This is a genomic window from Halofilum ochraceum (genome assembly GCF_001614315.2).
GTDB lineage: Bacteria > Pseudomonadota > Gammaproteobacteria > XJ16 > Halofilaceae > Halofilum > Halofilum ochraceum.
Genome location: NZ_LVEG02000014.1, coordinates 56,211 through 80,693, shown reverse-complemented (window position 1 = coordinate 80,693; position 24,483 = coordinate 56,211). Strand labels below are relative to the sequence as shown.

At 66.3% G+C, this 24,483-nt stretch carries 22 protein-coding genes; 9 read left to right on the top strand and 13 right to left on the bottom strand.

Annotation, left to right across the window (positions count from 1 at the left end; translation table 11 throughout):
* The first annotated feature begins 54 nt into the window (after positions 1 to 54).
* Positions 55 to 405: a TraR/DksA family transcriptional regulator gene (locus tag A0W70_RS17180; protein ID WP_067563098.1), complete on the top strand. Its 351-nt coding sequence runs from the start codon at positions 55 to 57 to the stop codon at positions 403 to 405.
* A 363-nt stretch (positions 406 to 768) separates the two neighbouring features.
* Here A0W70_RS17180 and A0W70_RS12790 read toward each other — a convergent pair whose 3' ends face one another.
* On the bottom strand, positions 769 to 1,665 hold the full coding sequence (locus tag A0W70_RS12790) for a TraB/GumN family protein (RefSeq protein WP_070989410.1): 897 nt from the start codon (positions 1,663 to 1,665) through the stop codon (positions 769 to 771).
* 151 nt (positions 1,666 to 1,816) lie between these two features.
* Between A0W70_RS12790 and A0W70_RS12785 the strand changes: the two genes are divergently transcribed.
* The gene (locus A0W70_RS12785) at positions 1,817 to 2,380 is read left to right on the top strand and encodes a DUF2845 domain-containing protein (protein WP_070989409.1); all 564 of its coding nucleotides are present in this window, start codon (positions 1,817 to 1,819) and stop codon (positions 2,378 to 2,380) included.
* A gap of 6 nt (positions 2,381 to 2,386) precedes the next feature.
* On the opposite strand, the gene A0W70_RS12780 is transcribed toward A0W70_RS12785, so the two are convergent.
* Complete coding sequence (locus tag A0W70_RS12780; RefSeq protein WP_067563089.1) at positions 2,387 to 3,724, bottom strand: MATE family efflux transporter; 1,338 nt, start codon at positions 3,722 to 3,724, stop codon at positions 2,387 to 2,389.
* Between the two features lie 225 nt (positions 3,725 to 3,949).
* Between A0W70_RS12780 and A0W70_RS16615 the strand changes: the two genes are divergently transcribed.
* A complete protein-coding gene (locus tag A0W70_RS16615) occupies positions 3,950 to 4,633 on the top strand; it encodes a Spy/CpxP family protein refolding chaperone (protein WP_067563086.1) in 684 nt (227 codons plus the stop codon).
* Positions 4,634 to 5,162: 529 nt separating this feature from the next.
* Here the strand turns inward: A0W70_RS16615 and A0W70_RS12770 are convergent.
* The 5 genes from A0W70_RS12770 to A0W70_RS12750 form a co-directional block, all read right to left on the bottom strand.
* A complete protein-coding gene (locus tag A0W70_RS12770; protein ID WP_067563083.1) occupies positions 5,163 to 6,623 on the bottom strand; it encodes an NAD-dependent succinate-semialdehyde dehydrogenase in 1,461 nt (486 codons plus the stop codon).
* A 79-nt stretch (positions 6,624 to 6,702) separates the two neighbouring features.
* Positions 6,703 to 8,721, bottom strand: coding sequence for a M48 family metallopeptidase (locus A0W70_RS12765; protein ID WP_067563079.1), 2,019 nt, complete (start codon positions 8,719 to 8,721; stop codon positions 6,703 to 6,705).
* 36 nt (positions 8,722 to 8,757) lie between these two features.
* The gene (locus A0W70_RS12760) at positions 8,758 to 9,354 is read right to left on the bottom strand and encodes a LemA family protein (protein WP_067563076.1); all 597 of its coding nucleotides are present in this window, start codon (positions 9,352 to 9,354) and stop codon (positions 8,758 to 8,760) included.
* A 382-nt stretch (positions 9,355 to 9,736) separates the two neighbouring features.
* Positions 9,737 to 11,167, bottom strand: a complete 1,431-nt coding sequence (locus A0W70_RS12755; protein ID WP_067563073.1) for a PhoH family protein — start codon at positions 11,165 to 11,167, stop codon at positions 9,737 to 9,739.
* Between the two features lie 106 nt (positions 11,168 to 11,273).
* Positions 11,274 to 11,753, bottom strand: coding sequence for a peroxiredoxin (locus A0W70_RS12750; RefSeq protein WP_067563066.1), 480 nt, complete (start codon positions 11,751 to 11,753; stop codon positions 11,274 to 11,276).
* Between the two features lie 200 nt (positions 11,754 to 11,953).
* Between A0W70_RS12750 and dapA the strand changes: the two genes are divergently transcribed.
* Together dapA and bamC are read left to right on the top strand one after the other, a co-directional pair.
* Positions 11,954 to 12,829, top strand: a complete 876-nt coding sequence (gene dapA, locus A0W70_RS12745) for a 4-hydroxy-tetrahydrodipicolinate synthase (RefSeq protein WP_067563062.1) — start codon at positions 11,954 to 11,956, stop codon at positions 12,827 to 12,829.
* Positions 12,819 to 14,069, top strand: a complete 1,251-nt coding sequence (gene bamC, locus A0W70_RS12740; protein WP_067563059.1) for an outer membrane protein assembly factor BamC — start codon at positions 12,819 to 12,821, stop codon at positions 14,067 to 14,069. The genes dapA and bamC overlap by 11 nt, the downstream gene beginning before the upstream one ends.
* A 49-nt stretch (positions 14,070 to 14,118) precedes the next feature.
* Here the strand turns inward: bamC and A0W70_RS12735 are convergent, their stop codons facing one another.
* Together A0W70_RS12735 and A0W70_RS12730 are read right to left on the bottom strand one after the other, a co-directional pair.
* A complete protein-coding gene (locus tag A0W70_RS12735; protein WP_217495444.1) occupies positions 14,119 to 15,048 on the bottom strand; it encodes a DMT family transporter in 930 nt (309 codons plus the stop codon).
* A gap of 295 nt (positions 15,049 to 15,343) precedes the next feature.
* Positions 15,344 to 16,321 (bottom strand): ABC transporter substrate-binding protein, encoded by a 978-nt coding sequence (locus A0W70_RS12730; protein ID WP_175443121.1) that lies wholly within the window; start codon positions 16,319 to 16,321, stop codon positions 15,344 to 15,346.
* A gap of 229 nt (positions 16,322 to 16,550) precedes the next feature.
* On the opposite strand from A0W70_RS12730, the gene A0W70_RS12725 reads away from it, so the two are divergent.
* Genes A0W70_RS12725 through A0W70_RS12715 form a run of 3 tightly spaced genes read left to right on the top strand, consistent with a single transcriptional unit; the run spans position 16,551 to position 18,562 of the window.
* Positions 16,551 to 17,138, top strand: a complete 588-nt coding sequence (locus tag A0W70_RS12725) for an HD domain-containing protein (RefSeq protein ID WP_067563049.1) — start codon at positions 16,551 to 16,553, stop codon at positions 17,136 to 17,138.
* 22 nt (positions 17,139 to 17,160) lie between these two features.
* Positions 17,161 to 17,844 carry a GntR family transcriptional regulator gene (locus A0W70_RS12720; protein ID WP_067563046.1) on the top strand — a complete coding sequence of 228 codons (684 nt, stop codon included), beginning with the start codon at positions 17,161 to 17,163 and terminating at the stop codon, positions 17,842 to 17,844.
* Positions 17,834 to 18,562 (top strand): aldolase, encoded by a 729-nt coding sequence (locus tag A0W70_RS12715; RefSeq protein WP_067563043.1) that lies wholly within the window; start codon positions 17,834 to 17,836, stop codon positions 18,560 to 18,562. The genes A0W70_RS12720 and A0W70_RS12715 overlap by 11 nt, the downstream gene beginning before the upstream one ends.
* 185 nt (positions 18,563 to 18,747) lie before the next feature.
* Here the strand turns inward: A0W70_RS12715 and A0W70_RS12710 are convergent, their stop codons facing one another.
* Positions 18,748 to 19,656, bottom strand: a complete 909-nt coding sequence (locus A0W70_RS12710) for a LysR substrate-binding domain-containing protein (protein WP_067563040.1) — start codon at positions 19,654 to 19,656, stop codon at positions 18,748 to 18,750.
* Positions 19,657 to 19,753: 97 nt separating this feature from the next.
* Between A0W70_RS12710 and A0W70_RS12705 the strand changes: the two genes are divergently transcribed.
* Positions 19,754 to 20,872 carry a TauD/TfdA family dioxygenase gene (locus A0W70_RS12705; RefSeq protein ID WP_139150863.1) on the top strand — a complete coding sequence of 373 codons (1,119 nt, stop codon included), beginning with the start codon at positions 19,754 to 19,756 and terminating at the stop codon, positions 20,870 to 20,872.
* A gap of 369 nt (positions 20,873 to 21,241) precedes the next feature.
* On the opposite strand, the gene folE2 is transcribed toward A0W70_RS12705, so the two are convergent.
* The 3 genes from folE2 to dxs form a co-directional block, all read right to left on the bottom strand.
* Positions 21,242 to 22,051, bottom strand: a complete 810-nt coding sequence (gene folE2, locus A0W70_RS12700) for a GTP cyclohydrolase FolE2 (RefSeq protein WP_067563034.1) — start codon at positions 22,049 to 22,051, stop codon at positions 21,242 to 21,244.
* A gap of 7 nt (positions 22,052 to 22,058) precedes the next feature.
* Positions 22,059 to 22,442: a 6-carboxytetrahydropterin synthase QueD gene (queD, locus tag A0W70_RS12695; RefSeq protein ID WP_067563031.1), complete on the bottom strand. Its 384-nt coding sequence runs from the start codon at positions 22,440 to 22,442 to the stop codon at positions 22,059 to 22,061.
* Positions 22,443 to 22,536: 94 nt separating this feature from the next.
* Positions 22,537 to 24,432: a 1-deoxy-D-xylulose-5-phosphate synthase gene (dxs, locus tag A0W70_RS12690; RefSeq protein ID WP_067563029.1), complete on the bottom strand. Its 1,896-nt coding sequence runs from the start codon at positions 24,430 to 24,432 to the stop codon at positions 22,537 to 22,539.
* Positions 24,433 to 24,483: the final 51 nt, after the last annotated feature.

Sequence of the window (24,483 nt, the reverse complement as noted above, 5' to 3'; positions counted from 1 at the left end):
ACAATCCGGCTGCGGCACCCGTCCGGGTGCCTGGAATGACGGGACGAGTAGACGGTGAGCGACGACGATATCGATACCGAGTGGTTCCGCGCACGGTTGCTGGAACTGCGCGAGGAACTGACGGCGGCAACCGGCAACACGGACGCCAATACGGTCGAACTCGATCAGCAGCGTCAGGGGCGCCTGTCGCGCATGGACGCCCTCGGGGCCCAGCAGATGAGCCTGGCCGCCCAGCGCCGCCGCCAGGAAACGCTGCGCCGCACGGAGGCGGCGTTACGCCGGATCGACGACGGCGACTATGGGCTGTGCCAGTCCTGCGACGAACCGATCAACCCGAAACGCCTCGAATTCGACCCGACTGTCCTGTACTGCATCCACTGCGCCAGCAAGGCCGAGCAGGCGTAATACTCCTATCCGGGCGCTGTGCAGTTTGGGTTCTCGCCAAGGCGCGGAGGGCGCCAAGGGACGCGAAGAAGGCAAAACATTGTAGGAGCGAGCTTGCTCGCGAACCGATGTCCTCTCCCGCAAGGTCTCTTCAATCGTTCCGGTAACGGACGTTGCAGGCAACATTCGTCCGCCCAGCCAATAAGAACCGCGAAGGCCCCGAAACCGGTTCGCGGCCAAGGCCGCTCCTACAGCATTTCTTTGCGTCCCTTGGCGCCCTCTGCGCCTTGGCGAGAACCCTCACGCACAGCGGTGGATCCGGTAACCGGGTAACACGAAGTCCGAAACGGCATGATCCGGGATGATAAGCGCATTCCCCGAATATCAATCCACTGGCTTGACCGTATAGCCGGCCTCTTCCAGCAGCCGCAATACCCCGCGCTCGCCCGGCAGATGCAGCGCGCCGACGGCGACGAACGCGCCGCCGCGTTCGATCAGAGGCTGCATGCGCTCCACCATGCGCTCGTTGCGTTCGTCGACGACCCGCTCCATGAAGGCGTCATTGCGCTCGGCGTCCGGCAGCATCGGGTTGTTCTCGCCGATCTCCATGAGCGCGGCCAGATCGCCGCGCAGCCAGGCCCGGGTCAAGGACTCGAACATCGGTGCGAGGCCGCCCTGTTCGGCCAGGTCGAGGGTGGCGCGCAACAGATCGAGCTGTTGCGTTTCGGGCAGATCGGAGAACAGGGCAAGCTGCTCCTCCGCCGTCTCGAGACCGGTCACCGGGCGCCCCAGATCGGAAGCACGCTGGAACAGGACCCGATCCAGCGTGGCGGTCGGGTCCATCGGGGGTACCGACAGCGTGATGGCGAGTGCCCAGGGCTCCATCAGCAACAGCGCGTCGCCCGGAACGCCCCGGGCCTGCGCCGCACGGCGGGCGCGTTGCCAGTCTGGTCCGCCGAGTTGTTCCTCCAGCGTCGGCGGCGCCCGGTCGAACATCGCCCGCGCCATGGTCTGTTGGATATCGGCGCCGAAATCGAGTTCGAAGGCGTAACGCCGGGCCGATCGAAACGCACGCTCGATGGTCGGATCGAGATCGAGCACGCGGGGGTCATCGCTGTGGATCGTCCCGAGAACGTGGCTCGGCTGCGTTTCGCCGGGACCCTCGATCTCCCAGAGCACACCATCGGCGTGTACCGGCGTGGCGCCGTGCCCGGCAGCCGGCAGCAGCAGGCAGGCCAGCAGCAGGGTCATCCGTCGGTATGTATATCCTGATCCTTTCATGGGCTCCCTCCGTTTGTCCCCGACGCGGGCGGTGTGACGCACGTCTCCGTGCGTGACCCGGATATTACCCCGCGAGGCGGGGTCTGGATGTCCAGGCACCAAGCCCGGCAAGCGCTGTCATACTGTGTATATGATCCAGTCCACGGGAAATATGACACAAAATCGGATTCTGTCGCCGTTGCTGCCCCTTGTGCTGGCCGCCGCCGGGCTGTTGCTCCCGGGGCGGGCGGAGGCGCTGCGCTGCAATGGCAGCCTGGTCGATGAGGGGGACCCCGCGTTCGAGGTGCGCGAGGCGTGTGGTCAGCCCGATTATGTCCAGCCGCTGTACGCGCATGGTCATGGCCATGTGCTCGAGGAACTCTGGTACTACAACTTCGGCCCTCAGCGGCTGCTGCGCGAGCTGCGGTTCCGCAATGGCCGGCTCCAGCGCATCCGCACTCCCGGGCGCGGCTTCCGCGAACGCGATCGGGTTGGCGACTGCGTTCCGGTCGACGTCAACGCCGGCATGACGGCCTATGAACTGCTGAGCCGCTGCGGCGAACCGGTGCAGCGCGAGGCGCGGCGCCTGCTGCGGCGGGACCATCGAGGCGGCCTCAAGCACGGCTATCACCACGTCTGGATCGAGGACTGGTACTACCCGTTCGGCGACCAATACCTCAATCGACGGGTGCGGCTGACCGATGGGCGCGTCACCGATATCGATACCGTCGACTGAGGCGGTTTACACCGGTGCCTGCGGGACCGCTGCGATCGACCGGTCGATCCGCGGTAACCACAGCGCGAGCAGCAGTGCACGCAGAACGAAGAACCCCATGAAGGCGAGCCACAGCCCGTGGTTGCCGAGATCCGGCACCAGCAGTTCGGTCGCGAGCCAGAATGCCCCGGCCGCGATCAGCATGCCGTTGCGCATCTCGACGGTGCGGGTCGTGCCGATGAATACGCCATCCAGCTGAAAGTTCCACACGGCGACGATCGGGGCCAGCAGCATCCACGGCAGGTAGGTGGTCGCCAGCTCCCGGACCTCGGGCAGGTCCGTCATCCAGCCGATAAAGACGCCGCCGAACAGCGCGTACACGACGGAATAACCGACCGCGAGGGCGGCCGCGCAGACGGTGCTCGTGCGCACCGCCGCGCGGAACTGGTCCCGGCGCCCGGCGCCGCGGGCCGAACCCGCCAGCCCCTCGACGGCGTGGGCGAAGCCATCGAGCCCGTAGGAGAGGAAGAACAGCAACTGCAGCAGGATGGCATTGGCCGCCACCACGACCTCGCCGAGCCCGGTTCCCACGGCGGTGAAGTAGAACAGCGACAGGACCAGGCAAAGCGTGCGCACGAAGATATTGCCGTTGACCCGGATCAGCGCACGCAGCGCGGCTGGTTCGAGCAGGGTGATTCGGTGGCCGGGGCGCGGCAGCGGCCGCAGCCGGCGTACGACCAGCCAGAGTCCGATGCCCACCGCCGTGAACTCCGCGATCACCGAGGCGAGGGCGACGCCCTCGACCCCGAAACCGAGCACCGGCACGAACAGCAGGTCGAGGGCCACGTTGGTGCCATTCAGCAGCAGCTGGACGACGAGGACGTCACGCGTTCGCTGCAGCCCGATGAGTGTGCCGACGATCGCGTAATTGGCGAATACCGCCGGCGCTGACCAGATGCGCCACCCGAAGTAGACCCGGGCGAGTTCTTCGACCCGCTCGCTGCCATCGACCATGTAAAAGGCGATCATCCCGATCGGGATCTGCAGCGACCACACCGCGAGCGCCAGCCCGCCCGCGATCAGCAGGGCACGCTTCAATGCCGCCGCGGCCTCGCCGCCGTCGCCGGCACCGGCGGCCTGCGCCACGAAGCCCGTCGTGCCCATGCGCAGGAAGCCGAAGGCCCAGTAGATGATCGAGAACAGGTTGGCGCCCAGCGCCACCGCGCCGATATAGGCGGCGTCGGGCAGATGCCCCATGACCGCCGTGTCCACCGCGCCGACGAGCGGGATCGACGAATTCGCCAGGATGATCGGCCAGGCGAGCTGCCAGGTACGGCGGTATCCGGGGGTCTCGGCGGTCTGCATCGGGGTCGGGGGCCTTCGGGAAAGGGCGCATACTACTAACGTGGGCACTGGTAAGGCCACACGCGGTGGCTGTTGTCCGGGGCGACACGCGCGGGGGCGTAACCGGCCGCGGTTTAGGGGCTCGTTTGACGCGGATCAAAGTATGGTTGTCATGCTCGTCTACTATAGGGACCGTAGACGCCGATATGGGCGAACCCTTCGACCAACGACAGGATGGGATCCGTGATGTACGAACCAATCAGTAAAAAATGGGCAGTCCTCGCACTCGCTTTGTCCGCCACGCTGGCGAGTGGTGCGGTCATTGCCCATGGCGGCAGTGCGTCCGGCATGGGTGGTGGCCAGGGCATGATGGCGCAGGGCCAAGGCATGATGGGCGGTCAGGGCCAAGGTCAGGGCATGATGCGCGGTCAGGGCCAGGGAATGATGGGCCACGGAATGGGGCAAGGCATGATGGGGCAGGGAATGGGCCCGGGCATGATGGGGCAGGGAATGGGTCCCGGCATGATGGGGCAGGGAATGGGTCCCGGCATGATGGGGCAGGGAATGGGCCCCGGCATGATGGGCCAGGGCATGATGGGCCAGGGCATGATGGGGCCTTACATGAGCGGGGTGCTTGGCCTGTCGGCGGAACAGCGTCAACGGCTGGAAGATATCCAGCGCGAGAACGCCGGCGAGCACTGGCAGATGATGCAGGAAATGCAGCAGCACCGGCGCAACATGATGGAGGCGTACGGGCAGGAGGCGCCGGACCCCGGTAAGGTCGGCGATGCCTTCTCGCGCATGATGGAAACCCGGCGGGACATGATCGAACAGCAGGTCCGGATGCAGAACCGGATGCACGAGGTGCTCACCGACGAACAGCGCGAGCGGATGCAGGAAATGCAGCGGTTCCACTGGTCGGATCAGTAGCGCCGAGGCTGCGTTGGACTTCGTGTCACCGGGTTACCGGATCATCGCGCCCTGCAATGCCGGTTCTCGCCAAGGCGCCAAGCGCGCCAAGGGACGCGAAGAAGGCAAAACATTGTAGGAGCGAGCTTGCTCGCGAACCGGCGTCCTCTCACGCGACGCCCGGGTCAATTGCTCGGGCAACGGACGTGACTGGCAAAATTGTGCCGCTCAGCCAATGAAAGCCGCGAGGGCCCCGAGACCGGTTCGCGGCCAAGGCCGCTCCTGCAATCTTTCTTTGCGTCCCTTGGCGCGCTTGGCGCCTTGGCGAGAACCCGTATTGCAGGGAGTCTGACTGGAACCCTTTCGCGGCCAAGGCCGCTCCTGCAATCTTTCTTTGCGTCCCTTGGCGCGCTTGGCGCCTTGGCGAGAACCCGTATTGCAGGGAGTCTGACCGGAACCCTCACGGGGGGTGAAACCCGGTAAGGTGAATACGCCCGGAGACCGCCTTTGATGGCCTCCGGGCGCTGAGTCTCAGTGCCGCGGGCCTGCGTTACTGCAGCTCGGGATCGATCCCGCCCATGCACATGTACTTCACCTCGAGGAAGTCCTCTATCCCGTACTTCGAGCCCTCGCGCCCCATACCGGATTCCTTCACCCCGCCGAAGGGCGCGACGGCCGTGGAGATCAGCCCGGTATTGATGCCGACGATGCCGTACTCGAGCTCGCGGCCGACGCGCCACGCGCGGCCGATGTCGCGCGTATAGAAGTAGGAGGCGAGCCCGACCTCGGTATTGTTGGACATCTCGACCGCTTCGCGTTCCGTGCTGAAGCGGAACAGCGGGGCCACCGGGCCGAAGGTCTCTTCGCCGGCGATCTGCATCTCCGGCGTCACGCCGGTCAGAACGGTCGGTTCGTAGAAGGTGCCGCCCAGCGCATGGCGCTGCCCGCCCGTCAGGACCTTCGCGCCGTGTTCGAGCGCGTTGCCGACGTGCTCTTCCACCTTGGCCAGCGCGTTGTCGTCGATCAGCGGCCCCTGCACGACGCCCTCACCGAAACCTTCACCGACCTTCAGCCCGGCTACGCGCTTCGCGAGTTTCTCGGCGAATGCGTCGTAGACGCTGTCCTGCACCAGGATGCGATTGGCGCATACGCAGGTCTGGCCAGTGTTGCGGTATTTGGAGGCGATCGTGCCCTCGACGGCGGCGTCGAGGTCGGCGTCATCGAAAACGATGAACGGCGCATTGCCGCCGAGTTCCAGCGAGACCTTCTTGACCGTGGCGGCGCACTGTTCCATCAGCATTTTCCCGACCGCCGTCGAGCCGGTGAAGGTGAGTTTGCGCACGGTGGGATTGCTCGTGAACTCGCCGCCGATCGACTTCGCCCGTCCGGTAATGACGCTGAAGACACCGGCCGGGATACCGGCCCGGGAACCAAGTTCCGCCAGCGCCAGCGCGGACAGCGGCGTCTGTTCCGCCGGCTTGACCACCATCGGGCAACCGGCGGCGAGTGCGGCGCCGGCCTTGCGCGTGATCATGGCAAGCGGGAAGTTCCACGGCGTGACCGCGGCGCATACGCCGATCGGCTCCTTTGTGACGACGATGCGTGCATCCGCGGTGTGCTCGGGAATGATGTCGCCGTAGACACGCTTGCCTTCCTCGGCGAACCACTCGAGGAAGGAGGCGGCATAGGCGACCTCGCCCTTGGCCTCGGTGAACGGCTTGCCCTGTTCGGACGTCATGATCCGGCCGAGGTCCTCGACGTTTTCATGCATGAGTTCGTACCAGCGCCGCAGAATCGCGCTGCGTTCGGCGGCCGTCTTGCGGCGCCACTCCGGGAATGCGCGGTTCGCCGCTTCGATCGCCTGGCGGGTTTCCTTTTCCCCGAGACGGGGGACTTCGCCGAGCGTGTCACCCGTGGCCGGATTCTTGACCGGCAGGCTCTCGCTGCCCTTCACCCATTCACCATCGATGAAGCAGGCATCACGCAGCAGGGACGGGTCTTCAAGTTTCATGGGATCTCCGGCGACCGTTGAATGTGGCCTGCAGGATAGCGCATCCGGGCGGGATCGACCGAGCCCTGCTGCTGCCGGGTCAGTCGGGGTCGGCGAAGATCGCCGGGACCGGTGTGTCCACCAGGGCGGCGAACATGCGCAGCAGCTCCGCCTCGCTGGCCCGGATGTGATCGTCGGCCGAGATCGTCCGGGTGCAGGCCTCGAGCAGGGCGCGCTTGTCCCCCGGCTGCACGGCCTCGAGCACCGTCAGCGCCCGGGTGACGAGCTTCGGGCTGCACTCGCTCGGTTGCAACAGCTCCGTATCCGCCAGGCCGCCCGGCAGGCCCTCGACCCCGCGGGCATACGCCGTGGCGCGCTGTTGCCGGTCGCCACCGCCGGCGTGGGCGAGCAGCGACAGTACGATCGCCGCCTCCCCGCGATGGCGCTTCAGTTTGGCGGTGCCATAACGGGAGACCCGCTCGGTATCCAGTTCGCGCCGGAGCAGGGTCCGCGCCGCGTACTCGAACATCGATATGCGCCCGTTCACGCGGATCTGTGCATCCAGGCGCTTCAGGAAGGACGCGCGCGCCTCGGGCTCGAGCTTGCGCAGCGAGCGCAGCGCGAGTTCGAGTAGTGGCAGCCGTACCCGCGGATCGAGGCGGTCGGCGGTCTTGCCGGGCCAGTTGCATTCCAGCGCGAGGCGCAGGCGCCCGACCTGCTCACGCCGCGCCTCGGGCAGGACCCCGAGGTCGCGCTCGCGGGTGTCCGGCCCGTGCAGCAGCAGCGCGGACACCGCGTCCTCCGCGCCGTTCGGAGTGTGTACCGCCTGCAGGATCTCCTCGGGCAGGCGGCGCAACAGTTCGTGGGCGCGCTGGACCGAGCCGCCGTCGAGCGATCCGGCGATCCCCGCCAGCGTGGCCGCCGAGAGCCCGGCACTGACCGCGTCCGCACCACCGAGGCCGGCCAGCACCGCACCCTCGCTGGCGCTCGTCGCGGCCGCCCGCTGCTCGTCCTTGCGCGCCGCTTCCTCCTCCGCCTCGGCCTCGCGCTGTTCCCTGCGCCGGATGCGCTCGCCGTCGCGGTACCAGTATTCGTACTTGGGGCCGAGGGCCGCCATGCGGTCCTTGATCGGCGGGTGCGTGGCCGTCAGTCCGGTGATGCCGCTGACGGTGCGCCCGAAGCCCATGTGGCTGACCTCTTCCGCGTGGTGATTGCGCAGGCGACTGCCGCCGCCGGACGCCTCGTGGATCTCCAGCAGGGCGTGGGCGAGCCCGTCGGGATTGCGCGTGAACTGTACCGCCGCGGCATCGGCGAGGAATTCCCGCTGGCGCGAGACGGCCGCCTTGATCACGCGTCCGCCAAGGACGCCGATCCAGCCGATCGCCGCCACGATCAGGCCGGCGACGAGGATGGCCAGGTAGGCCTGACCCCCGCGGCCACGGGTGCCAAGGAACATGCTGCGACTGTGGTGCCCGCGATGCCGGCCCATCGCCATCGCGCGCCACGGCTTGGTGCCGATCTGGCTGATCATCGTCATGCCGGCCAGCAGACCGATCATGCGGATATTGAGCCGCATATCGCCGTTCAGGATGTGGCTGAACTCGTGGGCGATCACGCCCTGCAGCGCATCCCGGTCGAGACGCTCGAGCAGCCCGCGCGTGACCGCGATCACGGCATTCGCGGGGCTGTCGCCGGCGGCGAAGGCGTTGATCGCGTCCTCGTTTTCGAGCACGTAGACATCGGGCACGGTGATGCCGGCGGCGATCGCCATCTCCTCGACGACATTGATCAGGCGCGACTCATCTTCGTCCTTCGTGTCCGGGTCGACGATGCGCCCACCCAGCAGGAGGGCCACGCGGCCGCCGCCGCCCTTATACAGTTGCGCAGAGCGCCAGGCACTGGTGGCGAGGATGCTCACGAGCAGGACGGCGGTGATGATCCAGGCGCGCGGCGTGGCCAGCCAGGCGAGGAAATCGAGCGAGGTTCGATCGAGGACACGCAGCGTACCCCAGACCACGGCGTCGACCGCGATGGCGACCAGCAGGATGGCCACCACGAACGCCAGTACCAGCACCGCCGTCGACCGGCGGGCCTGATTCTGGCGTTCGAAGAAGTCCACGGGCTCGCGTGCGGGCAGGTGCGTGCGCGCTGGACGTCAGCCGAAGGACACGCGCACCGGCTGGCGCACCTCTTCGGGGTTGTCCAGTTCGAGCTGTTCAGCCGCCTGGAAACCGGTGGGCCCCGCGATCAGGCTGTTGGGGAACTGCTCGCGGTAGGTGTTGTAGTACATCACCGCGTCGTTGAAGTGCTGGCGCGCGAACGAGACCTTGTTCTCGGTGGAGGTGAGTTCCTCCATCAGGTCGCGCATGGTGCCGTCGGCCTTCAGGTCCGGATAGCTCTCGTTCAGTGCGAACAGCTTGCCGAGCGCGGCCGACAGCCCACCCTCGGACTGCGAGAGCTGGCGCATCGCCTCGGCGTTTTCCGGTTGCTGCGCGGCCTTCTCCTCGGCCGCCTTCGCCTGATTGCGTGCCTCGATCACCTGCGTGAGCGTCTCGCGCTCGTGCGTGATATAGCTCTTGGCCGTCTCGACCAGGTTCGGGATCAGTTCATAACGCCGCTGCAGCTGGACATCGATCTGCGCGAAGCCGTTCTTGACCCGATTCCGGAACTCGACCATGCGGTTGTAGATCACGATCGCATAACCGATCGCCACGGCCAGCACCACGAGAAAAACGATCATACCGGTGGACATAATCCGCTCCCTGAAAACACGCCAACGGCGATCCGCTGAGTCTATTCACATGGATCGAGGAGGGCAAACCGGGCGTAAAGGCGGGAACCACGAATGAACACGAATGGACACGAATGGTCACCGGGGATTGGTGACGCTCCTGGGAGCTTCGCTGAAATGTTTTGGAATCTGAATTTCAGTCTGGAACCACGGATGAGCACAGATGGACACAGATAAAGTCAAACCCGTAACTCCGCCGTTTTCTGCGTTCATCTGTGTCTATCCGTGGTTCCCGAATTACCGATATCCGATATTTAGCTCCGTATCAGCGCAGCTCCCGAAATATCTGCAGACCCCAATCCCATTCGTGTCCATTCGTGTTCATTCGTGGTTCTAAAAAACGCTACAACACCTCGGAAGCATAATCCGCCAGCCGCGAGCGTTCGCCGCGGGTGAGGATGATGTGTCCGGCGTGTTCCCAGCCCTTGAAGCGGTCGACGACGTAGGTGAGGCCGCAGTTGGTCTCGCTGAGGTAGGGCGTGTCGATCTGGGCGATGTTGCCGAGGCAGACGATCTTCGTGCCTGGTCCGGCGCGCGTGATCAGGGTCTTCATCTGTTTCGGCGTCAGGTTCTGCGCCTCATCGATGATCAGATAGCGGTTGAGGAACGTGCGCCCGCGCATGAAATTGACGGAACGTACCTTGATGCGGCTGGAAAGCAGATCGTTCGTCGCCTGGCGCTCCCAGCTGCCGCCGTCGCCATCGCCCGTCTGCGTGAGGACCTCGAGATTGTCCATGAGCGCGCCCATCCACGGCGTCATCTTCTCTTCCTCGGTGCCCGGGAGGAAGCCGATGTCATCGCCGACCGGGACGGTCACGCGGGTCATGATGATCTCGTTGTAAGTACGGTCGTCCAGGGTCTGTTCCAGTCCGGCGGCCAGCGTCAGCAGCGTTTTGCCGGTGCCGGCCATGCCGACCAGCGTCACGAACTCGATCTCCGGGTCCATCAGCAGATTGAGCGCGAAGTTCTGCTCGCGGTTGAGCGCCTTGATGCCCCAGACCGACTGTTTCTCGCTGTAGAACCGGCGCGCGTGCTCGATGATCGCGCCGTCGCCTTCCGTGCGCCGGACCAGGGCCTCGAACTCGTCCTCGTCATCGAGGTACAGGCATTCGTTCGGTACCCAGTCGGTGCTCTCCGGGCCCGTCAGGCGATAGAACGTACGACCTTCTTCCTGCCACGACTCCATCTGCTTGCCGTGCGTTTCCCAGAAATCGGCCGGTAATGCATGGACGCCGCTGTACAGCAGGCTGGCGTCCTCGAGGACCTGGTCGTTGTAGTAATCCTCGGCGTGGATGCCTACGACATTGGCCTTGATGCGCAGGTTGATGTCCTTGGACACGAGCGTGACCCGGTACTCGGGGTGCTCGGACATCAGCGCCAGCGCGGTGCCGAGGATCGAATTGTCCGGCCGGCTGCCGGGCAGCGACTCGGGCAGGGCCGAGCTGTGGCTCTGCATCTCGAAGAACAATCGGCCGGCCGGTGTTTTTTCGAGGTCGTGGCCATTGCCGTTGGCCGCGAGGAATGGGACCTCGGCCAGCGGCAGGCCGTGCCGGATCGGTTCGTCGGGGTGATTGACCATCAGTTCATCGATGAACCGGCTCGACTGCCGGGCGTTGCGGGCGGTCTCCGACATGCCCTTCTTGCCGGCATCGAGCTCTTCGAGCACGACCATCGGCAGATAGACGTCGTGTTCCTTGAATCGAAACAGGGCCGACGGGTCGTGCATCAGCACGTTGGTATCGAGGATGAACAGGCGACGTTCTGCGTCCGTCATTGGAGGCCCTCGCAGCGATACGGTGGTTGGCGGTGAGCTCAGTGCGCCGCGGGCGCCTCTGTCGGGAGTCCGGGCCGCGGCGAGCGATGTGGCGCGGGCGGTAGGTTCATGCGTCCCCGGACAGGTTCCTTGCGGCGGCAAGCACCTCGTCGACGTGGCCCGGCACCTTCACACCGCGCCACTCCTGCTGCAGCACGCCATTGGCATCGATCAGGAACGTGCTGCGCTCGATACCGCGGACTTTGCGCCCATACATGTTTTTCTCGCGCAGCACGTCGAAGGCATTGCAGGCCACTTCGTTGGTGTCGGCCAGGAGATCGCAACCGAGTTCATGTTTGCTGCGGAAATTCTCGTGACTGCGGACGCTGTCGCGAGAGATGCCGATGACGACCGTATTCGCCTGCTCGAAGTCGCCGGCGCGGTCGCGGAATTCCTGGCTCTCGGTCGTGCATCCGGGGGTGTTGTCCTTCGGATAGAAATAGAGCACGACGTTGCGGCCACGGAAATCGGCCAGGCTCAGGGTCTGCCCGCCGGTCGCGGGCAGCTGGAAATCGGGGGCCGGTGTGCCCACTGCCGGTCGCGTCATGGTATCGAGCGGGTCCCGTGGAGTCGGATGGTCGGGATCGAGTGTACACGGGCGCCGCGATACTGAAAACGCGCCGGCGCGGCCCGCGCGGCAGACCGCCCGCGGCAGCGTGCCGGGACGGATGCCCGGTCCGCCGCAGCTTGTCAGTCGTGCCCGCTGGCAGTACCATTCCCGTTTTCGTGTCTGCAGGAAATCCCCTCATGTATCAAGGGAGTATGGTCGCGCTCGTCACCCCTATGCATGGGGATGGCTCGCTCGACGATGCCGCGCTCGCGCGTCTGGTCGAATTCCACATCGAAAACGGGACCGATGCGATCGTCTCGGTCGGCACGACCGGCGAATCGCCGACGCTGAGTCCCGGTGAGCATATCGATGTCATTCGTCGCACCGTCGAACTGGTCGCCGGGCGGATTCCCGTTCTGGCCGGGGCCGGCGGCAACGCGACCACCGAGGCGATCGAACTCGCGCGCGCCGCGGTCGATGTCGGCGCGGATGCCACGCTGCAGGTCACCCCGTATTACAACAAACCGACCCAGGAAGGCCTGTACCGGCACTTCGCGGCCGTCGCCGAGGCGGTCTCCTGCCCGCATATTCTCTACAACGTCCCGGGTCGCACCTCGGTGGATCTGCTCCCGGAAACGGTCGAGCGCCTGGCGGCGATCGAGAATATCGTCGGCATCAAGGAGGCGACCGGCGATCCGGCACGCGCCCGTGACATCATCGAACGCTGCGGCGACCGCATGGCGGTCTACAGTGGCGAGGATCCGACCGCGCTGGATCTGATTTTCGAGGGTGGGCGCGGCGATATCTCCGTGACCGCCAACGTGGCGCCGCGCCTGATGCACGACATGTGCATGCTGGGTATCCAGGGCGACCGGGAAGCCGCCCAGGCGATCGACGACCGGTTGCGCCCGCTGCACGCGGCGCTCTTCTGTCAGACCAGCCCGATCCCGGTGAAATGGGCGCTGGCCGAGATGGGGCTCATGGAGCCCGGCATTCGCCTGCCGCTGGTCCCGCTCGAGGAGCGCTACCACGAAACCGTCCGTGAGGCACTGCGAGCCATTGATGCGCTGTAACCGTCTGACCCGCCTGCCGGCCGGGTCGCTGCTGGTGGTCACCCTTCTGCTGGGTGGCTGCAGTCTCACCGCCGACGAGGGACCGACCGTCGATTACCGCGATGCCGAGAGTGCGAAATCGCTGGAGGTGCCGCCGGACCTGACCGGGCCCGACTCGCGTGCCGGGCTCTCGGTGGATGGTGGCGCGACCGGTGATTCCACGATGGCCTCCACCGGTACTTCGTCGACCGGTACGTCCGGTGTCGGCAGCGGTCTTGACGGTTCCGGCCAGGCGGGCGTCCTCCCTGAGTTCGACAACGTGCGCTTCGTGCGCGCCGGCGCAAGCTCCTGGCTGGAGGTCGATAATGCCGCCCCGGACGCGGTATGGCCGCGCGCCGAGCGCTTCATTCGTGCGCAGGGCCTCACGATCGAGCGTCGCGAGCCCACGCTCGGCGTGATCGAGACCGATTGGGCCGAGCGGCTCGACGGCCCCGAGTCCGGCGGCCTGACCGGATTCCTGAGCGACGCACTGGGCGGGTTGACCTCCGAGAACCTGCGGGACCGCTACAACCTGCGGCTGGAACGCATGGATGACGGCGGCACCCGGATTTTCGTGACCCATCACCTCGCCCAGGAGATCGATGCCGAGGCCGATACCCGCCGCGAGGCGGATTTCGAATGGGTTCGCCGCCGTGGGGATCCGAGCGTCGAGGCCGAGATGGCCCGGCGCCTGCTGGTCTACCTCGGGGTCTCCGAGGAGCGCTCCGAGACGATCGTCGCCGACGCCGGCGAGCCGCTGGAAGGTGCCGTGCGCTATCAGCAGGACGACGGTGTCGCATGGGTCGTCGTGGATGACCCCGATCCGCGGCGGGTCTTCGTCCGGGTCGGCGATGCGCTGGCGCGGATCGGTGCGGATATACGCTCCAGCGAGCGCGAGCAGCGTGTCTACGTGTTCGACTGGCAGCCGCCGGAAGGGGCCGTCGACAGTGGCGGCCTGTTCGGCTTCTTCGGCGATGACGAGCCGGAAACGCGCCGTCTGCAGCTGCAGCTTGCCCGGGAAGCCGGGCGGACCGAAATCCGGGCTGCGGACGAGGGTGGCGAGCCCCGCAGTGGTGATGTCCATCGGGCACTGCTGCGCGAGGTCGCGGTGGCCATGGGCGCTGACGAGGCGCTGGTGCGCGGTGACGGTGACGGTGACGGCGGCGACACGGGCCGTTCCGGTGGCGGGGGCTACCAGGAACCGGAGCGGCCCCCAATGTGATCCGGCGAATGTGCGGTCGCGTATCCCGCCTGATCCCGTGATGACGCGGTCAGGGGACGGCGCCCGCAGCCGGCTGGCGCCGCTCGCGAATGAACACATAGAGCCCGGCGGCAACGATCAGCGCGGTACCCGCCCAGGTCATCGCGTCCGGAAACTCCCCGAAAAACAGCAGGCCGAGCAGCGTCGCGCTGATGATCTCCAGGTACTGGAAGGGTGCGAGGATGCCGGCCTCCGCGAAGCGGAAGGCGAACGCGATCGTTACGTGCGTGGTGGCGGAGAACGCACCGAGGCCCACCAGCAGCGCCCACTCGTGTGGTGCGGGCAGCACCGGGTCGATGGGCCCGATGCCCGTGCCGTCACCGAACCCGATGATCGCCGTGAGTCCGAGCGTGGCCGCCAGCCCGGCCCATAGCTGCATGGCCAGCGGGTGCTCTCCGTCGCCCGAATGGCGTGTCAGCGCCAGATAGCCGGCGAAACAGACCGCCGCCCCGAGTGGCAGGACCGCCGCCCAGCCGAACATCGCCCAGTTCGGGCGGATCACGATGAGTGCCCCGACCAGCCCCACCGCGACGGCCGCCAGTCGCCGCGCGCCGATCCGTTCCCCGAGAAACGCCGCCGACAGCAGGGTCAGGATCAGCGGCTCCACGAAGAAGATCGCGATCGCGTTCGCCAGTGGCAGGTACTGGAACGCCCATATGATCAGAAGCAGGGCGCCCGCGAGCAAGAACCCGCGTGCCCCGTGCAGAAGCGGGCGCCCGGTGCGGATCGTGCGGCCGGACAGCCAGAGCACCGGCAGGATCGTCAGCGTCTGGAACAGGAATCGACCCCAGGCGATCTGAGCGGGCGCCAGCGTCGCCGTCAGGGTCTTGGCGATCGCATCCAGTCCCGGCACCAGCAGCATGGCCACGGCCATCAAGGCCATGCCGGTCTCCGCGCTGCTGCGCGCACCGGCCGCGTCGGCACTGTTGCTGGAGATCACGGTGGGTTCCTTCTGGTCGGACGGAACCCGGCATCGTACGGGGGGCACGCGCATGCGCCAATCCCCGGGGAGTCATCCCGAGAGAGCAGGAGTGCGCCAATGCGGGTGGTGACGGGTGCAGGTCGGACTTCCAGTCCTTCCTGAGCACGTACCGGCGCTGCGCCATTGCAGGTGAGTCTCCCCACGAACAATACGCACGGGCGCGCCACGGTGGTCGGTCGATTGTGATGGACGCAAAAAAAAGCCCCGGCGGGTAGCCGGGGCTTTCGATTGCGTGCCTCTTGTCGTCAGAGGCTTACAGGTCGAGTGCGTCGCCGATGATCGCCGCGGGATCACCCGTGCCGTCGGCCTTCTTGATGCCGCCGGTCTGGTAGATGCCGCTGCGGCCGAACCAGCGTTCCAGCATCTCCGGATTCTGGCGGATGACCTTCTTGCCGGCCTCCAGGGGCGTCATGTCGTCGTTGTTGACGTAGCCCATCGCCAGGCTCTGCTCCTCGACGGTCCAGTCGTAATTGTCGAGGAACTGACCGACGTTCGGGCAGGCCCAGGCGAAGCCGGTCGGCGTGACCGTATTCACGATGACCTCGCCCTTGTTCGGCCCCCAGTAGTCTTCGCCACCGGCGAGGTATTCCAGGTCATGGTTGATGTTCATCGGGTGCGGCGCCCAGGCGAGGAACGCGATCCATTCCTCATTGCGTTCGCGCTTGCTGACCTCGGACAGCATGCCCGGCTCACTGGATGCGATCAGTTCCCAGTCACCCAGCCCGGCATAGTCGTCAGCGATCATATTCTTGATCGTATCGTTGCCGCCGCTGCCCGGTTCGATCCCGTAGATCTCGCCACCGAACTTCTCTTTGTTCTTGTCGAGGTCTTCGATGCTCGTGATCCCGGCGTCGTAGACGTAGTCGGGTACGGCCACGGTGTAACGGCCACCGACGAGGTTGGGTGATACCACATCGAGGGAGCCTTCGATGCCGAACTCGCGGTATTGCTGGCGCTGGGACGGCATCCACTGTGCGAGCAGGACGTCGATCTCCCGGTCCGACATCGTCTGGTAGACGATGGGCAGCGATCCCTTCGTCGTCTCGGTCTCATAGCCGATCTGCTCGAGCATCCAGGTGGCCGTATCGGTCTTGATCGATACGCCGGTCCAGTTCGGCTGGCCGAAGTGCACGCTGCCGCAGTCGAAATCATGATCCGCTTCGGCAGCGCTGGCCGCGGACCCGAAGGAGAGGGTCGCGGCGGCGAGCGTTGCGAGCACGTGGTGTTTCATATGGTGCACCTCCATCGGTGTTTCGCGTTATCGGTCGTTGTGCGCGGCCACGTCGCAGGGGCTTCCCGCGCGTCTTTGCAGGCCGCGAAGGGGATCAGCTTGGCGACCGGGGTGTAGAGTGTCAATAGTCAATGGTTGATTGTTGACAATTTTCGTCGGCGACCGGTATTGTTCGACACATCAAAACAGGACGTATGCCCTGTTTTTCACTCTATCGACGGGAGGTTCCATGGAGACGGTCAGTTTCCGCCAGATGAAAGACGGCACGAAGGCCGACTACGAACTGCTCGGGCGGCTCGAGCAGCAATTCATCGATGAGCTGCCGGATCGGATACTGGGCGCCCTGAAGGCGCTCGACGATACCCTCAGCGGATACCAGGTCACCCGCCTGGAGCACTCGCTGCAGACGGCCACCCGCGCCGAGGCCGATGGTGCCGACGAGGAAATGGTGCTGGGCGCGCTGCTGCACGATCTCGGCGACGACTTGGCGCCGGAGAACCACTCGCGTTATGCCGCGTCGATCATTCAGCCCTACGTGCGCCCCGAGGTGACCTGGGTGGTCGAGCACCACGGTCTGTTCCAGAAGGTCTATTTCGCGCACCATTTCGGTGAGGATCCGAACCAGCGCGATATCTACCGGGATCACCCGTATTACGACTCCTGCGTGCGCTTCTGCGAGCGCTGGGACCAGGCGGCCTTCGATCCGGACTACCCGACCCAGCCGCTCGAGTACTTCGAGCCCCTCGTGCGCCGGATGTTCGCGCGCGAGGCCTTCGATCCCGCGGTGGTGAACCGGACCGAGGCGCTGGCGGCGTAACGGCGCAGGGAGGCATACGGGAATGGCGACCGGAGAAGTCGATTCGATCACGAAGCGCAGCCTGGAAGCCCAGGCGACCGATCTCGTGCGGCGCCGGATCGTGTCGGGCGATCTCGGACTCGGCGAGCGTCTGGTCGAGACTGCGCTGGCCGAGCGTTACGGCCTGTCACGCGGCACCATTCGGGCCGCACTGCGGCGCCTCGTCGACGAAGGGCTCGTGCGCCAGGTCCCGTATGCCGGTTACCGCGTGGTCGATTTCAGCGACCACGATCTGTGGGAACTCTACACGCTGCGCGGCGCACTCGAAGCGCTTGGTGCGCGACTGGCGGCCGGGCGGATTACCGCGGACGGTCGTGAGCAACTGCGCGCCGCTTTCGACGCGCTGGTAGCCGCTGCCTCCGCCGACGACCAGAGCGAGGCCAACCGCTGCGATCATGAACTGCACCTGCTGATCATCCGCCTTTCGGGCAATGAACGCCTGGTGCAGCACTATGCCCGCGTCGCCAACCAGGTGCGTGCCTATATCTCGCTCGCGAACCGCGCCGTCGATTCGCAGGAAATCTGCGAATCCCATCGCGCACTGGTCGAGAGCATCTGCGCCGGGGAGGGCGAGCGGGCAGGGCGCCTGGCCGAGGCCAATGTCACGTTCTTGTCAGCTCCGGCATCTTCCGGGGATGCCGGTGCGGAGGATACCGATGGTCAATGAAACCCGCGCCCGTGAAGACCTGGCAGCCGCCTTTCGCTGGGCAGCGCGGCTCGGGCTGCATGAAGCGGTCTCCAATCACTTCAGCGTGGCCCTGGGTGACGGGCCCGAGGCGCCGTTCCTGATTCAGCCCAGCGGTTGTCACTTCTCGCGTGTCCGCGCGAGTGAACTGCTCAAGATCGGCCCGGACGGGGAAGTGCTCGCGGGTGATGCCACGCCGGACCCCACGGCGCTGCACATCCACGGCTCGATCCATCGCCAGGTGCCGGCGGCGCGCTGTGTGCTCCATACCCACATGCCGTACGCGACCGCGCTGACCTGCCTGCAGGGCGTGGACCTGGAGCCGGTCAGCCAGAACGCACTGCGCTTCTACGAGCGCGTCGCGTGGGACGAGGACTTCGCCGGCATGGCGCTGGACGATGACGAGGGCACGCGTCTCGCCCGCGCGCTCGCCGACAAGCCGGTCCTGTTCATGGGCAATCACGGCGTCACGGTGGCCGGGCGCGACGTGGCCGAGGCCTTCGACCGGCTCTACTTCCTCGAAAAGGCGTGCGAGGCCCAGGTCCTCGCCATGTCGACCGGACGCGAGCTACGCCGCGTCGACCCGGCCACGGCCCGCCTGACCCGCGACCAGTGGGAGGCCTACCCGGACGGCCCCGAAAACCACTTTGCGGAAATCCGCGCGATCCTCGACGAAGAGAGCCCTGGCTATCGACAGTAGCGCGCGTTCGCCTTCGGCGAAAACGCGCCTACGCCACGGGGCGGCGCCCGTAACACCGTAGGCGCGTCTTCGGCCGGCGCCACCGCACCGGCCGAATGCGCGCAGCCGGCCCGAAACGCCAGATCCCACTGGCAGGACCGATCAAAGGTTCGGTTTCACGTTGAGCGGATTTTCGCGCTGTTACCTCAGGCCAACTCCCCGCACTCCCGCACGAACCAGTCCACGATCGGTGCGATCACGGCGCTGTCTTCATGGGGCGTCCCGAGGAGATAACCCTGACCGGTGCGCTCGACCACCGGTGACAAGGCGACCAGCGTGCCTTCTTCCAGCAGGGAACCGATCAGCCCGTGCCAGCCGAGCGCGACGCCCTTGCCCTCGATGGCCGCGTTCAGCAGCAGCGGATAGTTGTTGTAGTGAAAGCGCGCGGCCCGCGGTGGCGCGCTCAGTCCGGCGAGTTCGCACCAGCGCGGCCAATCGAGCCAGCGTGGGTCGCGATCGTCCATGTGCAACAGCGGCAGGCGCGCGATCGCCGCGCTGTCGAGTTCCCCCTCGATACCGTGCGTGGCGGCGAACGCGGGACTGCAGACCGGATAGACGGATTCGGCGATCAGGGGACGTTCGTTCAAGCCGCTCTCCGCGAAACGGCCGAAACGGACCGTCAGATCCGCGCCGGTCACTTCCTCGCCCCAGAGCTGGTCGACCGGCAGCACCTCGAATTCGGTGCCGGGAAACGCCGCCTCGAGCCGCGGCAGCCTCGGCAGCAGCCACAGATGCGCGAACCCGAAATGCACGGCGATGCTGAGTTCGCGGCTGCGCGCACTGGCGCGGGCCCGCAGACGCCGGGTCGCGCCCTGGATCCGGCGCAGCGCGCCGGCGATCTCTTCATGGTAGGAACGGCCATCGGCGGTCAGCCGGGGGCGGCGTTGCGTCCGATCGAACAGGGGCAGCCCGAGGGCGTCTTCCAGCTGCCGGATCCGCTGCGAGATCGCCGGCTGGGTAGTGCCGAGTTCGCGTGCCGCCGCCGTCATCGATTCCCGTCGCACGGTCGCGTCGAACGCGGTCAGGCATTTCAGCGGTGGATCATCCTCTTTCATAAGAAAACGTTATGGTTCGTATCATGATATGGCCAGTTTACCGGCAGTTGGAAAGAACCACATAATAAATCCGGTATAAATTGCGATGGAGAGACCTATGACGTCCGTGCGTTTCCACGTCGAGTCCGGGACACCGCGTGTGCTGGCGCGGACCCCGCAGGATGAATTCGAACTGCCGGCCCTGTGGCTGCGCGAGCGTTGCCAGGATCCGGACCACGTCGATCCCGATACGGCCCAGCGCGTGTTCGACCCGCATCGTCTGCCCGAGGACCTCGAACTCGTCGCGGCCAGCGAAGACGGCGACGGCCATCTCCGCCTCGCGTTCAGTGATGGCTATGAGGGTCGCTATGACCCGAACGGGCTGGCCGCGGACTTCGATCCGACGGACGGCCTCCCCGCGGCCGTGGCATGGGACGCGGAGCTGGCGCTGGACTCGGTCCGTGTCGACTGGACGGCGCTGGGGGATCCGGCGGCCCTGCAGGATGCCGTCGGTACCTTCCTGGCGTACGGCTTCATCGTGCTCTACAACGTCCCGACCGATTCGGAGCGGATCCTCGAGGTGGCACGGACCTTCGGGCACCCGCGCGAGACCAACTTCGGCCGCTACTTCGAAGTCTATTCGCGGCCGCGCTCGAACGATCTCGCCTATCGGCCGGTCGCCCTCGGCGCGCACACCGACAATCCCTACCGCGAACCGGTGCCGGGCATCCAGTTGCTGCATTGCCTGGTGAACGAGACCACGGGCGGCGAGTCCACGCTCGTGGACAGCCTTGCGGTCGCTTCCGCACTGCAGCGCGAAGACCCGGAAGGCCTCGAACTGCTCGCGAACACGCCGGTCAGGTTCCGTTTTATCGACGATCATGAAGAACTCGTCGAACGCCGCCCGATCGTGCAGCGCGATGCCACCGGCCGGATGACCGGCGTGCATTACAGCCCGCGGCTGGATTATCTGCCGGTGATGGACGCCGAGAGCACGCGTCGGTTCCAGCGCGCGCGGCGGCGCCTCGGTGAGCTGTTCTCGGATCCCGCGTTCGAACTGCGGTTCCCGCTCGCCGCGGGCGAGTTGATGATGTTCGACAACAGCCGCGTGCTGCACGGCCGGACATCCTATGACCCGTCCGAGGGGTTCCGTCACCTGCAGGGCTGTTACATCGACCTGGATGGCCCGCGCAGCCTGTACCGGACCCTCAACCGGGAACACCGCAGGGCGGCCTGAGGTCGCCCTCTGCGGCCGGACGGACCTGCGCGGATGTCCCGCACGGGGCGGCGGACTGGTTCGATGGATACGCGAGGCGGGTGGACGATCGGGCGGCGAGTGATGCGCCAAGGAGCCTCTGATCAAGTCGAGGCACCATGTTCAGTAACGGTGTAGGTCGGGCTTCAAGCCCGACAGATCAGGGGCTCACGAGTGTCGGGCTGCCGCGCCGATCCGCTCCCGGCGGATCGGTCAGTCCGAGAGATCAGGGGCTTACGAGTGTCGGGCTGTAAGCCCGATCTACAGAATTCCCGATGATCAGACGTTCCCTTAGAGGAAATGCTGCCGGACCGGCGATGATCGCCGGCCCGGCCGTCAGCGCGCGTCGGATCAGGCGGAGGCGGCGTCCTTGACCCGGTTGATGATCGCGTACGCCTGGTGGTTGTGGATGGCCTCGAAATTCTCGGCCTCCAGCTTGTAGGCGCGGATCCGGTCCTCGCGGTCGAGCGCACCGGCCATATCGCGGATCATGTCCTCGACGAACTTGGGGTTGTCGTAGGCACGCTCGGTCACGTACTTCTCGTCCGGGCGTTTGAGGATCGCGTAGAGCTGGCACGACGCGGCTTCCTCGACCAGGTCGATGATGTCCTGGATCCAGATCGGGCCGTCGACGCGCGCGTTCACGGTCACGTGGGCGCGCTGGTTGTGCGCACCGTAGTCCGAGATCTCCTTCGAGCACGGGCACAGGCTCGTGACCGGGATCTGGACACCGATGTAGAAGCTGCGATTGCCGTCGAGATCGCGCTCGCCGGTGAGGGTCACCTCATAATCGAGCAGGCTCTCGGTGCCGGTGACCGGCGCGGCCTTGCGGGCGAAGAACGGGAATGCGAGCACGATCCGGCCGGCCTCGGCCTCGAGGCGCGCGAGCATGGATTCGAGCAGGGCGCCGAAGGTGTCCGCGGAGATCGGCTCCTTGTGCTGGTGCAGGATCTCGATGAAGCGCGACATGTGCGTGCCCTTGTACTGCTCGGGCAGCTGCACGGTCATGGTCGCGTGCGCCACCGTCGGCAGGGCCTCGCCGGCGCGGTCGCGAACCGTGATCGGGTAGCGGATATCCTTGATCCCGACCTGATCGATCGCGATCCGGCGCGTATCGGCTGTGCCCTGGATGTCCGGAATGTCGTTGATGTTGGCCACCATCGTGGTATCAAGCCTCCCCTTCAGTGTATCGCACGCAGGCGCGGTCGTTTTCCCAAACGGTCACGGCCTGTACGGATACGGCCGGTCGGTCGATTCGCGCGCCGATTTCGTGGAAGCAGTGCGCGGCAATGTTCTCGGCTGTCGGATTGATCTCGGTGAACGGTTCCAGTTCGTTGAGGTAGCGGTGGTCCAGCCGATCCGTTACCTCGCGGGCGATCTTCCGGATCTCCCGGAAGTCCATGCCCATACCCGTTTCGTCCAACTCGTCGGCCCGGATTTCGATTTCGACTTTCCAGTTGTGCCCGTGCAGTCGGCTGCACGAACCCGGATAGCCGCGCAGGCTGTGCGCGGCGGCGAATTCGGTTACGACGCGGAGTTCGTAGGTGGCCATATGGGGTGGGTACCCGACCAAAGCGGTGGGATATTAGAGGACCGTGCTGCACTGCGCAACCCCGCATGGCCCGCCATGCCCCGGCGTGTCGCCGTCAGGCCTGTCGCTGTCGGTCTCCGGCCAGGGGGGCGGGCAGGGCCTCGATGCGGGCCTGCAGCGAGGCCGCGTCCAGGCCGGCGTCGCGCAATTGATCGCCGCGGGAACCGTGGCCGACGAACCGATCCGGGATACCGATGTTGTGCACATCGACCCGGACGCGATGGGCCGTCAGGCAGCTGTTGATGGCCTCGCCGGCGCCGCCCGGCACTGCCGCTTCCTCCAGCGTGACCAGCACATCGTGATGCTCCGCGGCCTCCAGCACGGCGGCCTCGTCCAGTGGCTTCACGAACCGCATATTGTACAGCGAGGCGTCCAGCGCCTCAGCGACCTCCGCGGCCGGCGCGACCATGCTGCCGAACGCCAGCAGGGCGATGCGCTGGCCGCTGCGGCGCTTCTCGGCGCGGCCAATCTCCAGCGCCTGCATGGTCTCCTCGATCGCGGCGCCGGGCCCGGGCCCCTTGGGATAGCGGACCGAGGCCGGGCCATCGAGCTGGAGCCCCGTGTACAGCATCTGGCGGCATTCGTTCTCGTCGGCCGGCGCCATGACCGTCATGCCCGGCAGGCAGCGCATGTAGGCGAAATCGAAACTGCCGAAATGGGTCGGTCCGTCCTCGCCGACGAAGCCGGCCCGATCGAGCGCGAACAGCACCGGCAGCCCCTGCACGGCGACGTCATGCACGAGCTGGTCATAACCACGCTGCAGGAACGTGGAATAGATCGCCACGACCGGCTTCTGGCCCTCGCAGGCGAGGCCCGCGGCCAGCGTTACCGCGTGCTGCTCGGCGATGCCGACATCGAAATAGCGCTGCGGGAACTGCTGCTCGAACTCGACCAGCCCGGAGCCCTCGCGCATCGCCGGCGTGATGCCGACCACCCGCTCATCGCGTGCGGCCATGTCGCACAGCCACTGGCCGAAGACCTCCGTATAGGCGGGCCCGGATGGCCCCGAAGACCCGGCCAGCTTCTTGCCGGTGGCCGGATCGAACGGCTTCACGCCGTGATAGGTGACCGGATTGTCCTCGGCGAGCTTATAGCCCTTGCCCTTCTCGGTGACGATGTGCAGCAGGCGCGGCCCCTCGAGGTCGCGCAGGTTGCCGAGCGTCTTCACCAGGTTCGGGAGGTCGTGGCCGTCGACCGGGCCGTAGTAGTTGAACCCGAATTCCTCGAACATGGTCCCGGGCACGACCATGCCCTTGAAGTGCTCCTCCGTGCGCCGCGCCAGTTCCCACATCGGCGGCATCGCGCGCAGCACTTTCTTGCCGCCCTCGCGCGCCTGCGAGTACAGCTTCCCCGACAGCAGCCGCGTCAGGTACTTGTTCAGCGCGCCGACGTTCGGCGAGATCGACATGTCGTTGTCGTTGAGGATGACCAGCAGGTTGGCGCCGACATCGCCGGCGTGGTTGAGGGCCTCGAAGGCCATCCCCGCGGTCATGGCCCCGTCGCCGATGATCGCGACCACGCGCCGGTCGTCGCCGCGCAGTTTGGCTGCGATCGCCATACCCGTCGCGGCGCTGATCGAGGTCGACGAGTGACCCACCCCGAAGGTGTCGTACTCGCTCTCCGCTCGACTGGTGAAGCCGCAGAGTCCGCCCCACATGCGCATCGTATCCATGCGCTCGCGGCGGCCGGTGAGGATCTTGTGCGGATAGGTCTGGTGGCCCACATCCCACACGAGGCGGTCTTCCGGCGTGCGGTACACGGCGTGCAGGGCGGTCGTGAGTTCGACCGCGCCCAGCCCGGCGGCGAGGTGGCCGCCCGTCGCCGCGACGGACTCGATGTGGAACGCGCGCACCTCGTCGTTGAGGCGCTGCAGCGTCTCGATGTCCATCTCGTGCAGATCCGCGGTCGAGCGCAGACCGTCGAGCAGCGGATAGCGGGAGGGCTCAGCCATGGGCATGCCCGGTGACCTGGGAGCCGACCATTATCGGAGGCGCTGCCGGGG